Raw genomic sequence first — 14,031 nt, 5'->3', positions numbered from 1 at the left:
AAGTCCTGCCGTCATTGTCAGCTATTCAATTTTTCCGCGCTGATTCGTTATTCCTCAAAGTAAACATTCCTGAACGAATGAACCTCGAACGGGTCAACCTCGAATCCTTTCACGATTTTGCGGACTCCTGCTATTGCCTCGTCATTATGCAGGTAAATCATCGGGAGCTGCTCATTGATATAGAGCTGCATATCCTTGTAGACTTTCGCACGCTCCGGGCCGTCAGGAAGGCTTCTGCCCTTTGCGAGCATCTCATCAAGTTTCGGGTCTGAGAATGTCGTGTAATTTGTCCCGGCGTTTGTCTCAAGAAGTCCTGCCACAGCGTAATCAGGATCAGGCACAGACAATCCCCAGCCGAGTAAAAATACATCGTGCTGTTTCTGCTGAAGGACATTGAGATATGCGCCCCATTCCTGCTGGACAATTTCGGTCTGAATGCCGGCCTCAGCTAACTGAGCCTGTATTATCGTGGCCATGTCTATGCGCTCTTTTCTCTCGTTGGAACGGATGACGAACTTCAGTTTTGTCGGGTCAACTCCTGCTTCAGCAAATAACTTTTTGGCCTTCTCCACATCTCTTTCATGAACGGGAAGCTCATCATTGATTGAGTATTTTGTTACGGCAGGAATCAGACTGCGCGGAGTCTGCCCTACCCCCCTCATAACCGCCCGCTGAATGTTCACGGTGTCGAGAAGCGCGAAAATTGCCTGTCTCACTTTCAGGTTGTCGAACGGTGCCTTGTGGACGTTGAAGCCCATGTATGTTGTTGACGGGATAACTTTGCGCTGTAACACTAATTCGTCATTATCCTGAATGCGCCCAAGCTCGATTGTTGTTACGGGGTACGCAATATCAACCGCGCCCGTCTCAAGCTCGATTGTGCGGTTTGTCGGCTCAGGTATCGAACGGACTATGAGAGTCTCAAATTTCGCCTTGTTCCCCCAGTAGTCATCGAAACGCTCAAAGGTATAGTGATCTCCCTTTGCCCATTCCTTAAACTTGAACGGCCCTGTTCCTACGGGATTCATACCGTAGTCATCGCCGGCGGCCTCAACGACTTTCTTGCAGACGATATTGCCCCAGCTGTGGACGAGAGACGAGAAGAACGGATAATTTACTTTCTTCAGGTGAATGATTACGGTGTAGGGGTCAACAATTTCAACGTGGTCTAAGTCTTGGCAGTATGTGTGAATGTGAGAGCCTGCCGGAGTTTTTGCGCGTTCGAGGGAAAATTTCACGTCCTCTGCGGTCATTTCGTCTCCGTTGTGGAACTTTACGCCCTTACGCAGGTACATCTTGTAGGCCGTATCGGAAAGAAATTCCCACTTCTCAGCCAGTCCCGGCCTGAGTGTTCCGTCAGGGTTGAGGAAAATTAACGTGTCGTAGATGTGCGAGCAGGCGCGGCTTGTCGGGTAGTCGTTATGCCCGATAGGGTCAAGCGTGGTAGCGTCGTACTGGTCAGCGACAACTAACGTATCTTTAGCGGATGACATTCCCGCCAGAGACAGCGCGAAAATTAACGCAATGAAAACTGTTACGAGTCTTTTCACTGTGATGAAGCCTCCTTGAAATTTTTGGAATGAGAAAATAATACGCGGGATTGATTTTTCTGTCAGCAGTAAAAGAATGTATATTGCAGAATAAAAATTGCCGTGAAAAATTTTGAGGCAGGCAATATTTTTCCGTCATGAAATCTGCGGCAAAATCCTTTTTCACCTTTCACAATTTCTTCATATGACAATGTTTCACTGTGCTATAATGCGGTTTCACAATAAACATCAAAATTTTCTCAGAGGTGATATAAGTTTATGCTAAAAATTATTACACGCATAAGAATTTTGCTGTGGGTGCTGGCTCTTGCCGGAGTCGGATTCCTCGTAAGCACTCAGGTACGCGCAAAGTTAAATCAGGCCGAGGCTAACCTGCGTTCGCTTGAGACTCAGACCGAGACAGTATACCCCGTAGAAACAGAGACGGTAAAGACATCAGACTGGGAGACATGGAGAAGCTATTACGGCCAGGCAAAGAGCGCGCATACACAGAACATAACGACATACGAGCGCGAAATAGTCAGGTCTGTGAATGTTGACGTGGGAAGCCCCGTAAAGGCCGGGCAGACCCTCATCACATTGCAGGTAGCCGCAAGAGGGGCGCAGGTTCAGTCCGGGCAGACGGCATACGATGAGGCAGTGCTGAACTATAACAGGCTCAAGCAGCTTAACGCTAAGGGCGGAATCTCAAAGTCAGAAGTTGACGCGGCATATTCACGCATGAAGACGGCGGAAGCCTCGCTCAAGAGTACGCAGTCATCTTTACAGCGCACAAGCCTCAAAGCCTCCATCAACGGAATCGTAGCGGCAAGAAATGTAGAGCCGGGAGAAATCGCAGAGGCCGGAGCGGTGTTGCTGTCGATCGTTGACCCGAAAGAAATGGAAGCCGATTTGATGGTGTCAAAGAAAGATATAACGAGAATCAACAGGAACACGCCAGTAGAAATCAGGGTAGACGGCAAAACACATCAGGGATTCGTGAAGCGCATTAGCCCCGAAGCGCAGTCAGGCTCAGGACTTTACCCCGTAACAGTCGGCCTCCCGGCAAACTCAGGAATACTACCGGGAACATACGTAGAGGGAAGATTCAGAGTCGACACACAGCAGAGTGTTGTTGTCATCCCGTCAAATGTCGTAGTCTACAGGGGTAACTCTCAGTCAGTTTACGTTGCTGACGGAAACAAAGCCAAACTCACGCAGATAACGACAGGAGAAGGCCGCGAGGGACGAGTCATAGTAACGTCAGGACTCAAAGCAGGAGACGCATTAATCACCAGCGGGAACAGGGTGCTTTATGACGGAGTCGGGATTGTCCGTAATGTAGGCATTGCGGGGAAAACTGAGCAGGACGATTCAAACGAGGGATAAATTTTCATGAGAGGATTCATAAAGTTCTGCATTACGCACCCGGTCTTTACCGGGTGTTCTGTTGTCATATGGATACTGCTGGGAATCTCAAGCTATTTCACACTAGGCGTTACGCTTTACCCCGATGTTGAATTACCCTTTGTGCTTGTCCGCACTACCTATCAGGGAGCCGGCCCGAACGAAATCGAACAGCTCATCAGCAAACCTCTTGAAGACGCATTAGCTGACCTCGAAAATCTAAAGTCAATCACAACATACTCAATTGAAGGTATCTCAATGGTAGCCGTTGAGATGGAAGCAGGGACTAACCCGGACTTGGCACTAGTTGACGTGAACAACAAGGTGAAGGCAAAAATCCCGGATCTTCCCGATGACGCAGACGAGCCAGTGTCAAGCAAATTCGACATATCCGCACAGCCGTTCCTTATCGTATCATTCACATCATCAATGCCGGAGAAGACCGCAAAGAAGCTCATAGAAGACAGAATACAGCCCGTTATGGCGCGAGTTGAGGGAGTCGGGCGGGTTGACGTTACTGGCGGAAGAGACAGAGAGATTCACATCAATCTTGACCCCGCCGCCCTGAGCGATTACGGGATAGACTATATGCACGTCTGCTTAGTCGTTGCGGCCAACAATCAGACTACACCGTCAGGCTACGTTACTCAGACAAAAGATGAAGTATCACTGCGACTCATGGGCGAGTTCAACGAGGTGGAACAGCTTGAAGACATACTCATACCGACCGCCAACGGTCAGCCCGTGAGACTCTCAATGCTCGGAGAAGTCATTGACGGCGAGGAAGATCAAAGAAGCATGGCGCGTGCTGACGGTCATCCTGTTGTGCAGCTGAGGATAAGCCCGCGCTCAAATGCTGACGTTGTAGAGGCAGGACGGCAGATTAAGCGGTTGATGACCCGGACAATGAAAGATTACCCCGATTTCACGTATGAATACACGTATGATGATACCAGTTTTGTTGAGTCTGCGGTCAAAAATATTATCCGTGATACGGCTATCGGAATCGCTCTGACGGCACTTGTGATTTACCTGTTCTTAGGGAGATTCGGAGCGACATTTATTGTGGCGTTCTCAATGCCTGTTGCATTTGCGGCTACGTTTGTCCCCCTTCAGGTTCACGGGTACACGCTAAACTTGATGAGTACATTGGGACTCGCGCTCTCAATGGGTACTCTTGTCATGAACGCAATACTAATCATACAGAATATATACCGATTCCGTGATATGGGTTACGGGGCATTTGAGGCCGCCGAGGAAGGCACCGTAGAAATTTCTATATCCGTTCTTGCGGGAGTCTTGACGAACTTGGGAGTGTTTATGCCTGTCGCGCTGATGTCGACAATCGCGGGGCAGTTCCTCAAGCCCTACGCCGTAACAATCGTGTATGCTACGTGCTTTTCTTTGTGGGTAACGATGGCGGTTACTCCCTGCCTTGCCGCCCGTATCAAGAAGACCGGCCATGACAACGAGCTTCCGTTAATCGGCAAAATTCTCACAGGCTGGTGGAACTGGATATTTGACGGCTTCCGGGATATGTTCTTTATCATTCTGCACGCGGCCATGAGATTCCCATTTCTGACGGTGATATTCACGGTGCTTGCTACGTATGGCTCACTCAAGCTCGGCGCGTTCATTGGTACGGAGTTTACGCCCTCAACTGATGACGGGACTGTGCGAATCACATTGACGCTCGACAACAACTCATCAATTCACAGGACAGCGGATATGATTTACACGGTCGAGAAATACATTGACTCCATTCCCGAACGGAAATACATCAGGAACGTAGTATCAACCGTAGCAGGGTCAATGCGGTCAAACTCAATCAGTGAGGCTCAAATAGCACTGTACATGAATGATGACCCCGACAGGCCGTCAACACAGGCACTTGCGGACAAGATTCGCCCGTTCCTTTCAGACCTTCCCGGCGTGGAAATCTCAATAGCCGCTACACGCTCAGGATTCGGAAACCCGATAGAAATTCAGATAAAGGGGCAGGACTTGAATCAGCTTTACACGATAGCCGAGGAGATTCGCGCAAAGGGCAGAGTCATTCCGGGAATACGAGACCTCAAAATAGAGATGGAAATGGGCAAGCCTGAACTCCGAATCACGCCAATACGCTGGAGGCTCGCGCCATTAGGGATAAACATTGCGGATCTCGCAAGCATAGTGAGAGGCTATCTCATAGGCAGGGACTCAGGGAAATTCCGTCAGGGCGGCTATGAGTACGACATAAAAGCGAGGATTTCACGTTCACTTGCCAGCGATATATTCACGGCTCACGAGCTGCCTATAATGACATCACACGGGCTTGTTCCGCTTGATGAACTTGCTGATATTTCGTGGAGCGACGGCCCTACGGAGATTCGCAGGGTTGAACGTGAGAGAGCTGTTGTTGTTACTGGGCGAGTGAGATACATAACATCAGGCGAAGGAAACGCGAGAATGCGCGAGGTCGTAAACGCTATGACTCTTCCTGAAGGTGTATCAATAAATTTCGGAGGCGAACAGGAAGACATGGCCGAGAATTTCACGGAGTTATTGCGGACTCTAATCATCGCAATCGTCGTAACATATCTCGTTGTCGCGGCAATATTGGAGTCGTGGACGTACAGCGTTGTAATCCTCGCAACTGTCCCGATGGCGGCAATCGGAGTCGTTCCTGCAATGCTGCTCTCAGAAGTCAACATCTCAATATTCGCCATCATCGGAATGATAATGCTTGTGGGAATGGTCGTGAACAATGCGATTGTTGTTGTCGACTATGCAGAAGTTCTGCGGCTGAAAGGCACTCACCCTTACGAGGCCGTAGAGGAAGCGTGCCACGTGCGATTCAAGTCGCTGTTAATGGCCGTCGTTACGTCAATCGTATCATTAATCCCGTTATTGTCGACCGGGCGAGGGTCAGAAATGAAGAGGCCGATTGCAGTTGTTGCCATCGGGGGACTGATAGCGGGCGGAATGCTGGCAATGCTGTCGATACCTGCGGCGTATAAATTAGTGTGGCGTGTTCGTTTCTTGTGGGCAAAAATAAGGGGACGCGAATACGCAGAGAAAGACGACGAGGAAGAATATGATGACGATGAAGAATGATATACCCCCCTTTAGTCCTCACGAACGGTAATGCACACCCCTTAATCCCCCCTAACTTAGGGGGGACACCGTTCACGGAGGGGGGTAACACATCACAGGCGGCATCAGTTCCGCAAATCATAGGGAGACTGGCACTTGAAGCAATGCTGCTTGAGGTGTCAGCGACTCCCAAGCCCGGACTTGTTGACCGCAATAACTCAGGGGCGCACAGGGACATGGATTTTTTCACGTTCATGAAGAGCGCGGCGAGCCTTGCGGGAAGTTTCACGGAATTTTCGCGGGAAGGCTTCAGCGGGGGGGCGAATAAGATTCCTCCTGCTGAAATTTTCCCGGCGGTGCGAGAGATTGGAGTCGAGGCGGAAAAACGAATGTTCGCGGCAACCGGGGGAATCAACACTCACAAGGGGGAAATATTCTCGCTCGGCCTGCTCTGTGCGTGCGCGGGATATTCGGCGGGTTCAGGGCGTGAAGTTACTGCGGAAGGAGTCATGACACTTGCGGGGGAAATGTGCGCGGGAATCTGCGAGAGAGATTTTGCGGGCGTGAAGGACAAAAATCCGGCCATGCTCACGAAAGGCGAGCGGGTATATCTGATTCACGGCATAACGGGCATAAGGGGCGAGGCTGAGTCGGGCTATCCTTCTGTGAGGCTTGCGGGGCTTCCTGCGCTGAGGGAATATATTTCGCGGGGAATGAATATCAATGACGCTCTGTCGATGACGCTGATTCACATCATGGCACATGCTCACGACACGAACATAATATCACGGCATGACATGGAGACCGCCCACGAGGTTATGACGGCTGCGCGTAAGATGATTGAGTCGGGGTTCGGGATTGAGGACATTCGGAGGCTTGACGGGGAATTTATCGGGAGATGGATTAGTCCGGGCGGTGCAGGGGATCTGTTAGCTGTAACGTATTTCATTTACGCAATATCAGAGCGGCATAACAAGAAAGACAGCGCATAACAAAACTCCCCCTGCAACAATACAGAAGGAGTTGCGTTAATCTGCGAGCTATACATTGATGCCGTTAATGTCAAGAAAATTTCTGTAGCGGTCTCTTACCTGGTTGAGTACCTCATTAGCTTCTCTGTCCCCCGTGAGTGATACTCTTTTCAGCCACATTAAGATGGGTTTCGCGTGTTTGACTTTCTCATCATCATCTCTGTTGCTATGAATGATGCTCTCAAGAGCACGCAAAGCATCACGAGGACGCTCAAGCCCGAAAGGCCCCATCTTAGCTATGGACTTAAACATATCCTTGAAGAATCCCATGATTCACACCTCCTTCATGCAAATAGATTCCTTCAGTAAAATTTTAAGCACACAACTATTAATCATCTTATTATGTCCTGTGTTATAATTTATACGGGACAAGATAAGACTGCTGGCACACGCCAAAAAGTCATGTGCTTTCATTCTTTAGGTGAGTATGATTATAGCATAAATTCTTGTCCTTGTTTTTTGTGGAACAGAAAATTTTATGAATGCGAGTAAAAAAATCCCTCCCCTGATAATTTGATAATTTTTGTCCTCCGTCATTAAATGCAACACTTCAGAATTGAATCCGCGTCAACATTGTGATAGCCTGAAAACAAATCTCACAAAGGACGTGCATATTCGTGAAACACAAAGTACGACTCACTGTCATTGACAAGAAACTTTATCCCGACTTGCAGGAAAAATACTGCGCTGACCCTGAGTCCGGCGAATGCCCCTGCTACAATGTCGGCGATGAGTTCGAGTTCTTCCGGGACGATGAGCGCGATGACTTCTGGCACATGGGCATCAACACACTCACAAAGACAAACGCTGACCCCTCAACAGTCGCAGGAGGGCCGGAAAAACCTCACTGTTCTGAGGCGTGGGACGCAATTTCGCGCTATATCTACACAGGATTGCAGGGCGGCTCAATTATGCGCGGATGGATGAAGGACGAGAACACTATGATCACCTGCTGCTCTGACGGAACAAGGCCGGTAATCTTCAAGATTGAGCGTATCGACTACGAATAACATCACCGCAACAAAAATCCCTCCCCCGCAAATTCTCAGGAGAGGGACTCTCTTTTCACCCGCTAATCCTCGTGATGTTCCATCGGAATCTCTTCCATTCCATGCTTCTTTCGGTAATCATTCAGCGCGGCATGTATCGACTCTTCCGCCAGTACTGAACAGTGCATCTTTATCGCCGGAAGTCCGTCAAGTGCTTCCGCAACCGCGTTGTTCGTCAGGTTCCACGCTTCCTCAATCGTGCGTCCCTTTATCAGCTCCGTTGCCATGCTCGACGACGCTATAGCACTAGCGCAGCCGAACGTCTTGAATTTCACGTCCTCGATAATTTTTGTGTCGGGGTTCACCTTCAAATATATCTTCATGATGTCCCCGCATTTAGGATTGCCTGCCTCGCCGACTCCGTCTGCGTTCTCAATCTCGCCTACGTTGCGCGGATTCATGAAGTGATCCATTACCTTTTTGCTGTAATCTAATGCCATGACTCTATTTTCCCTCCTGTGATTTCATGTAATCTTCCCATAACGGCGACATTGCCCGGCGTCTTGCTACAATTTCCGGCAGTACGTCAAGAACATAATCTATCTGCGAGTCGTCATTCAGCCGCCCAAGCGTGAATCTCAATGACCCGTGCGCCATCTCATGTTTCAGTCCCAGTGCTAACAGAACGTGCGAGGGGTCAAGACTCTCTGATGAACACGCGCTCCCCGTTGACGCTGATATTCCTTTTGCGTCGAGGTCAAGCAGCAGTGTCTCACCCTCAACTCCGATAAAGCTGAAATTTACGTTATTCGGGAGTCTGTTACTGCCTGTTGCGCCATTGAGTTTCGCGTGAGGAATCCGCTCCAATATTCCCGCTATGAGCCTGTCTCTTCTTGCTGAATTTACCGCTAAATCCTCCGCGAGTCTCCCCTGCAAAATTTCCATTGCCGCGCCGAAGCCCACAATCCCCGCTATATTCTCGGTGCTTGCTCTCCGGCCATGTTCCTGCGCTCCTCCGTGAACGAAATTTTCCGGCCTGAGTCCCTTCCGCATGTATAACGCTCCGACTCCCTTTGGGCCGTACATCTTGTGCGCCGACATCGAGAGCATATCTATATTCATGGCCTTAACATCAATTTTGAGGTGCGCCGCCGCCTGCACCGCGTCAGTGTGAAAAGGTATCTTCATTTCCCGGCATAATGCTCCGATTTCCGCAACTGGCTCAATTGTCCCGACCTCGTTATTCGCGAACATCACAGACACTAGCGCGGTCTTGTCGGTGATTGCGTTCCTCACAGCGTCAACACTCACGAATCCGTCAGCGTCAACAGGAAGATATGTTACTTCAGCACCTTCTACTTTCTTGAGATATTCGCACGTGTGAAGTATCGCGTGATGTTCAATCGCTGTAGTGATGATGTGATTCTTCCCGGCGATTTTCCCCTTCTCTAATGTTCCCTTCAATGCCCAGTTGTCCGCCTCTGTCCCGGAGCCTGTGAAATATATTTCTGACGGGTCAGCGTTGAGTGCGTTTGCGACTTGCTCACGTGCTTTGCTGATGGCCTCTCTGCTTTTGCGTGAGAATGAATAGACGCTTGAAGGGTTGCCGAAAATTTCCCCGAAATATGGAGTCATTGCCTGCAAAACTTCCGGGCTTGTCGGTGTTGTTGCTGTGTGATCCAAGTATACGAACATGAAAATTTACTCCCCCTTTGATTTCTGTGCTTTCCGCCTAGCCTCTATGCGTTCGGGGTCAGGCTGTGCGTCAAGAAGGGTTAATGTTTCGCCGGCTATATCCTCAAGAGTCGTTGACCTGAGAATCTCATCCACTGAGCCTTTCACTTTCCGCCACAAATTGAACGTGGGACATTTTACGGCGTTCTCGCAGCCTTTTTCCGTCTGGCATGACCCGAATATCAGCGGCTCGCCTATAGCCTGCAATATTTCAGCGACCGTAATATCACGCTCAGGGCGCGCAAGAATGTAGCCTCCCTGTGAGCCTCTCACGCTCTCAAGTATTCCGGCTCTGCGTAATTTCCCGAAAAGCTGTTCGAGATATGCCGCGGGAATATTCTGACGGGTCGCTATATCGCTGACTGATACAGGCTCTTCCGGGTACGTGCATAAATCCGACAATGCCCGGAGGCTGTAACGCGCTGATGTCGAAAGCCTCACGAAATTTTTACCCCCCTGACTGATTTTTGACGGCACAAAGAATAGCATACCCGACAAAATTTCTCAACTTTGACATGATATATAATTGTGATAAATTCACAGTCAACTTCATACACATTCAGCGGAGGAAAAATTATCCCAATGATTTCACATGACCAGTACGAAAACTACATAGCGATTCTGCGTGAAGAATTAGTGCCTGCGATGGGCTGTACAGAACCGATAGCAATAGCTTACGCCTCAGCAAAGGCACGCGAAATTTTAGGGGAGGACGCAACACACCTTCATGTATCATGTTCAGGCAACATCATCAAGAACGTGAAGGGCGTAATCGTACCTAACTCAGGCGGGCAGAAAGGCATAGAGGCCGCGGCGATTCTCGGCGCTGTAGGGGGTGACTCATCGCGTGAGCTTGAAGTCATTTCCGGCGCGGATGATGACGCAAGAGCATTGACGCGGAAACTTGTCCGGGAAAATTTCTGCTCTGTCTCACTGGCTGAGGATGTCCCGAATCTGTATATCGAGGTTGAAGCGGAGAGTCAAAATCACAAGTCAGCCGTAAGAATTGAGAACTTCCACACAAATATCACCCTCGTGAAACTTGACGGAAAAATCATCAGTGAGAATGCCCCCGAAAAAGTGAGAGTCGATTCCGAGTCAACAGCAGACAAAAGCATGATGACTTTGCACGGGATTGTTGACTTTGCTGACGGGCTGAATATTTCTGACGTTGAGGAAATATTTTCGCGGCAGGTTGAGTGCAACGTCAGAATCTCGCAGGAAGGTCTCGACAACAAATGGGGTGCGTGTATCGGCAAAACTATGCTTGAGACATGGGGCGATGACGTGAGAACTTGCGCCTGCGCCCGTGCCGCCGCCGGAAGTGATGCCCGCATGAGCGGATGTCCCCTCCCCGTAATCATAAACTCAGGCAGCGGGAATCAGGGGATCACTGTAACATTGCCAGTTGTCGAATACGCAGAGAGATGGAGAATATCACGCGGAAAAATGTTCAGGGCTTTGGCCGTAAGCAACCTAGTATCAATATACATCAAGCACTTTATCGGCTCATTGTCGGCTTTCTGCGGTGCTGTGAGCGCGGCTTCAGGGGCGGGGGCGGGGATAACGTACATGGCCGGAGGAGACTACGCAAGCATAGGACGGACAATCACAAACACCCTCGCGAATGTCGGCGGGATTGTCTGCGATGGGGCAAAACCGAGCTGCGCGGCGAAAATTGCGTCATCAGTCCACGCGGCAATATTAGCGCACCACATGAGCATGAATTATGACGAGTTCCGCGGCGGTGAAGGATTCGTTGAGGATGATGTTGAACGCACAATAAAGAATATGGGCTATATCGGGAAGGTAGGCATGAGGGAGACTGACCGCGAAATTCTGAACGTTATGATTGACCGGGTTGACGTTGACTCGTGCCTGTGATGTGAAAATTTCGGGCGGGGTTATGCTTTTGTCTGGTATAATCTCGCCATATCCCACAAAGAAAGGATGACAGGAAATCTTGACACAGGCCGATAATGTCGCTATAATCAAGCCACAAGCCACAAGCCACAAGCCACACAAGACTCTACCCTCGTATCGATAATCATTCCCGCATATAACACAGCACCGTACATTCACCGGGCAATAGGCTCATCACTCAGGCAGACTCACAGGAACATTGAGATTCTCATAGTTGATGACGGCTCGACAGATGACACACTGAGGGTCGCAGAATATTTTGCAGGGACTGACAGCAGAATCAGAGTCTTCACGCAGAAAAATGCAGGAGTCTCTGCAGCAAGGAATCACGGGATCAATGAGGCAAGAGGGGAATATCTCGTGTTCCTCGATTCTGATGACTGGATGGAGGATGACGCGATAGAAATCCTGCTTGACGCTCAGAGGGAACACCCCGGAAAACTTATCGCCGCGAATTTCTACGGGGTTAAGTTTGAAGGGGGGAGCGCGAATTTGACTAGGCATACAGGAATAGAAAATACAGAATCGCTCTCCCTTTCCGCTGAAGAAACGTTATCTGCTATATATAAGCTACATTTTTACTTTATTCATGCCAAACTCTACAGCCTACAGATTTTAAGGGAAAGCGGGCTTCGCTTCAGAAAGAACATTCATTATGGGGAAGACTCGCTGTTCAACTTTCAGTACCTTCTCAGGATCGGCGGTATATTTTACTGCAACCGCATTCTATGGAACATATTGAGGAGGCCTGGAAGCGCGTCAAATGTTCCATACAGCGAGCGGAGAATTTTTGTTGACGGGAAATTCAACGACTACATACAAATGGCAATTGATAGCCCGCTCAACACGCCGGAAACGAGAAGGCTTCTCAAAATCCATCACGGCAGGGAGCTTGTGTATGAAATCAAACGCGCTATTGAAATGAACGCCGAGTATGACAGACTAAAGCAGGTTCGCAAAGCTACAGGAATGTACCCGAAAGAGTTTCTCTGCGCCGGGACAGTTTCACCCAGGGAAAAATGCTCTTACATCCTCCACGCGTATATGCCCGTCCCGCTGTTGAAGGCACTGAGATTCTTATGGTACTGCCTGAAATTTTTATGCGCCAGAATCCCCCCCGAAAATCCCGGCAAAATCATCCCCGACTGGCAGGACTTCCCGAAAGCCCCCGGAATCCCAGTGTAATAATTTTTCCGTTAGTGCATTGCGTTATTGCCTGTCCTAAAATATAGCCTCAGCAAAAATTCAGGAGGTCTTATCGTTATGGACAAGTCTTTAACGTCAAAGAACGGCCCGTTAATCGCAGGAGGGTTAATCGGGCTGATTGCTGTTGCGCTGGCTCATTTCGGCAACCCCGGCAACATGGGATTCTGCGTGGCGTGCTTCACGAGGGACATCGCCGGGGCACTGGGTTTTCACCGCGCCGGAGTCGTGCAGTATATCCGGCCTGAGATTCCCGGCTTCATTCTCGGCTCGTTCCTGTCGGCAATATTCTTCCGTGAATATTCCCCCCGCGGCGGCTCATCGCCTGCCGTGCGTTTCGGACTCGGAATGTTCGCCATGTTAGGGGCGTTAGTGTTTCTCGGCTGTCCTTGGCGGGCATACCTGCGTGTTTCGGGCGGGGACTGGAACGCACTGTACGGTGTCGGCGGACTCATTGTCGGAATCTTTATCGGCATAATATTTTTGTGGAACGGATTCAGCCTCGGAGCCTCAGAGTCAAACCCGAAAGCCGCCGGACTCATCATGCCACTTGTAGCATTATCACTCTTGGCATTTCTCTTCCTCGCGCCTAAGTTCGGGGAGAATGCTCCCGTGTTCTTCTCGGAGAAGGGCCCCGGTTCACAGCACGCCCCCGCGTTAATGGCACTGGGAGCGGGACTCATTGTCGGATGGCTCGCACAGCGTTCACGGTTCTGCACTGTCGGAGCGATTCGCGATTTTCTCATGATGGGAGACGGCTACCTGCTGAAGGGCATAATCTCATTCATGATTGTTGCGTTCGCGGCAAATTACGCGCTCGGAATGTTCAAACCCGGATTCGAGGGTCAGCCAGTCGCGCACACAAATGAAACATGGAACTTCATGGGCATGGTACTATCAGGACTCGCTTTCACTCTCGCGGGCGGTTGTCCTGGCCGTCAGTTAATCATGGCCGGGGAAGGCGACTCGGATGCTGGCGTGTTCGTTCTCGGAATGCTCGCAGGGGCTGCTGTCGCGCATAATTTCTCGGCAGCCTCATCAGGAGCGGGAATCGGTGCTTACGGGATTCATGTTACTGTTATCGGGCTGATATTCTGCGTCTTTGTCGGGATATTCTGCCGGGAGAAAGGAGAGTAA

General features: G+C 49.9%; 12 protein-coding genes. 7 read left to right on the top strand and 5 right to left on the bottom strand.

From position 1 onward, the window contains the following. Positions 1-47 precede the first annotated feature (47 nt). Positions 48-1,550 (bottom strand): ABC transporter substrate-binding protein, encoded by a 1,503-nt coding sequence (locus tag IKQ95_03120; GenBank protein ID MBR4195685.1) that lies wholly within the window; start codon positions 1,548-1,550, stop codon positions 48-50. Between the two features lie 258 nt (positions 1,551-1,808). Between IKQ95_03120 and IKQ95_03115 the strand changes: the two genes are divergently transcribed. The 3 genes from IKQ95_03115 to citG are packed head-to-tail and all read left to right on the top strand — an operon-like array spanning position 1,809 to position 7,006. Beyond that, complete coding sequence (locus IKQ95_03115; GenBank protein MBR4195684.1) at positions 1,809-2,918, top strand: efflux RND transporter periplasmic adaptor subunit; 1,110 nt, start codon at positions 1,809-1,811, stop codon at positions 2,916-2,918. A gap of 6 nt (positions 2,919-2,924) precedes the next feature. Then, the gene (locus IKQ95_03110; GenBank protein ID MBR4195683.1) at positions 2,925-6,035 is read left to right on the top strand and encodes an efflux RND transporter permease subunit; all 3,111 of its coding nucleotides are present in this window, start codon (positions 2,925-2,927) and stop codon (positions 6,033-6,035) included. Next, a complete protein-coding gene (gene citG / locus IKQ95_03105; protein ID MBR4195682.1) occupies positions 6,032-7,006 on the top strand; it encodes a triphosphoribosyl-dephospho-CoA synthase CitG in 975 nt (324 codons plus the stop codon). The genes IKQ95_03110 and citG overlap by 4 nt, the downstream gene beginning before the upstream one ends. Positions 7,007-7,054: 48 nt before the next feature. Here the strand turns inward: citG and IKQ95_03100 are convergent, their stop codons facing one another. Continuing rightward, complete coding sequence (locus IKQ95_03100; protein MBR4195681.1) at positions 7,055-7,297, bottom strand: hypothetical protein; 243 nt, start codon at positions 7,295-7,297, stop codon at positions 7,055-7,057. A gap of 365 nt (positions 7,298-7,662) precedes the next feature. Between IKQ95_03100 and IKQ95_03095 the strand changes: the two genes are divergently transcribed. After that, entirely contained in the window at positions 7,663-8,055 is a 393-nt protein-coding gene (locus IKQ95_03095; GenBank protein ID MBR4195680.1) for a TIGR04076 family protein, read from the top strand. A gap of 62 nt (positions 8,056-8,117) precedes the next feature. Here IKQ95_03095 and nifU read toward each other — a convergent pair whose 3' ends face one another. From nifU to IKQ95_03080, 3 genes are read right to left on the bottom strand one after another with little or no spacing between them, the layout of a single operon-like run. After that, a complete protein-coding gene (gene nifU / locus IKQ95_03090; GenBank protein MBR4195679.1) occupies positions 8,118-8,534 on the bottom strand; it encodes a Fe-S cluster assembly scaffold protein NifU in 417 nt (138 codons plus the stop codon). Between the two features lie 4 nt (positions 8,535-8,538). Then, complete coding sequence (gene nifS, locus IKQ95_03085) at positions 8,539-9,729, bottom strand: cysteine desulfurase NifS (protein MBR4195678.1); 1,191 nt, start codon at positions 9,727-9,729, stop codon at positions 8,539-8,541. A 6-nt stretch (positions 9,730-9,735) separates the two neighbouring features. Continuing rightward, entirely contained in the window at positions 9,736-10,257 is a 522-nt protein-coding gene (locus IKQ95_03080; GenBank protein MBR4195677.1) for an Rrf2 family transcriptional regulator, read from the bottom strand. A 93-nt stretch (positions 10,258-10,350) separates the two neighbouring features. On the opposite strand from IKQ95_03080, the gene IKQ95_03075 reads away from it, so the two are divergent. The 3 genes from IKQ95_03075 (at position 10,351) to IKQ95_03065 (ending at position 14,031) form a co-directional block, all read left to right on the top strand. Next, complete coding sequence (locus tag IKQ95_03075; GenBank protein ID MBR4195676.1) at positions 10,351-11,652, top strand: serine dehydratase subunit alpha family protein; 1,302 nt, start codon at positions 10,351-10,353, stop codon at positions 11,650-11,652. A 159-nt stretch (positions 11,653-11,811) separates the two neighbouring features. After that, on the top strand, positions 11,812-12,876 hold the full coding sequence (locus IKQ95_03070; protein MBR4195675.1) for a glycosyltransferase family 2 protein: 1,065 nt from the start codon (positions 11,812-11,814) through the stop codon (positions 12,874-12,876). A 78-nt stretch (positions 12,877-12,954) separates the two neighbouring features. Continuing rightward, positions 12,955-14,031 carry a YedE-related selenium metabolism membrane protein gene (locus IKQ95_03065; GenBank protein ID MBR4195674.1) on the top strand — a complete coding sequence of 359 codons (1,077 nt, stop codon included), beginning with the start codon at positions 12,955-12,957 and terminating at the stop codon, positions 14,029-14,031.

The organism is Synergistaceae bacterium, from assembly GCA_017540085.1.
Lineage (GTDB): Bacteria > Synergistota > Synergistia > Synergistales > Aminobacteriaceae > JAFUXM01.
The sequence above is the reverse complement of the archived record's forward strand: the minus strand, read 5'-3'. Positions and strand labels throughout refer to the sequence as shown.